The organism is Providencia sp. M-27 (assembly GCF_011077905.1).
GTDB lineage: Bacteria > Pseudomonadota > Gammaproteobacteria > Enterobacterales > Enterobacteriaceae > Providencia > Providencia huaxiensis.
Window position 1 is genome coordinate 1 of record NZ_JAALBT010000059.1, and the last position, 1238, is coordinate 1238.

General features: G+C 44.3%; 1 protein-coding gene. It reads right to left on the reverse strand.

The window, feature by feature from the left end; genetic code table 11:
- Window positions 1-236: 236 nt before the first annotated feature.
- Window positions 237-1052, reverse strand: coding sequence for an aminoglycoside O-phosphotransferase APH(3')-Ia (aph(3')-Ia, locus tag G6Q48_RS21920; RefSeq protein ID WP_000018329.1), 816 nt, complete (start codon window positions 1050-1052; stop codon window positions 237-239).
- Between the last annotated feature and the right edge of the window lie 186 nt (window positions 1053-1238).

Below are 1238 nucleotides of genomic sequence, written 5' to 3' on the forward strand. Positions count from 1 at the left end.
ATCCCCTGGGCGAAATGCGCCTGGTAAGCAGAGTTTTTGAAATGTAAGGCCTTTGAATAAGACAAAAGGCTGCCTCATCGCTAACTTTGCAACAGTGCCAATTTATGAGTAAAGGATTATGTCCACGATAAGCACCTGGGTCGATTCCTGGGAGGCGGCCATGAGGGTAGGGAAGCGCCGTCCCGTCAAGTCAGCGTAATGCTCTGCCAGTGTTACAACCAATTAACCAATTCTGATTAGAAAAACTCATCGAGCATCAAATGAAACTGCAATTTATTCATATCAGGATTATCAATACCATATTTTTGAAAAAGCCGTTTCTGTAATGAAGGAGAAAACTCACCGAGGCAGTTCCATAGGATGGCAAGATCCTGGTATCGGTCTGCGATTCCGACTCGTCCAACATCAATACAACCTATTAATTTCCCCTCGTCAAAAATAAGGTTATCAAGTGAGAAATCACCATGAGTGACGACTGAATCCGGTGAGAATGGCAAAAGCTTATGCATTTCTTTCCAGACTTGTTCAACAGGCCAGCCATTACGCTCGTCATCAAAATCACTCGCATCAACCAAACCGTTATTCATTCGTGATTGCGCCTGAGCGAGACGAAATACGCGATCGCTGTTAAAAGGACAATTACAAACAGGAATCGAATGCAACCGGCGCAGGAACACTGCCAGCGCATCAACAATATTTTCACCTGAATCAGGATATTCTTCTAATACCTGGAATGCTGTTTTCCCGGGGATCGCAGTGGTGAGTAACCATGCATCATCAGGAGTACGGATAAAATGCTTGATGGTCGGAAGAGGCATAAATTCCGTCAGCCAGTTTAGTCTGACCATCTCATCTGTAACATCATTGGCAACGCTACCTTTGCCATGTTTCAGAAACAACTCTGGCGCATCGGGCTTCCCATACAATCGATAGATTGTCGCACCTGATTGCCCGACATTATCGCGAGCCCATTTATACCCATATAAATCAGCATCCATGTTGGAATTTAATCGCGGCCTCGAGCAAGACGTTTCCCGTTGAATATGGCTCATAACACCCCTTGTATTACTGTTTATGTAAGCAGACAGTTTTATTGTTCATGATGATATATTTTTATCTTGTGCAATGTAACATCAGAGGGCACTGTTGCAAATAGTCGGTGGTGATAAACTTATCATCCCCTTTTGCTGATGGAGCTGCACATGAACCCATTCAAAGGCCGGCATTTTCAGCGTGAC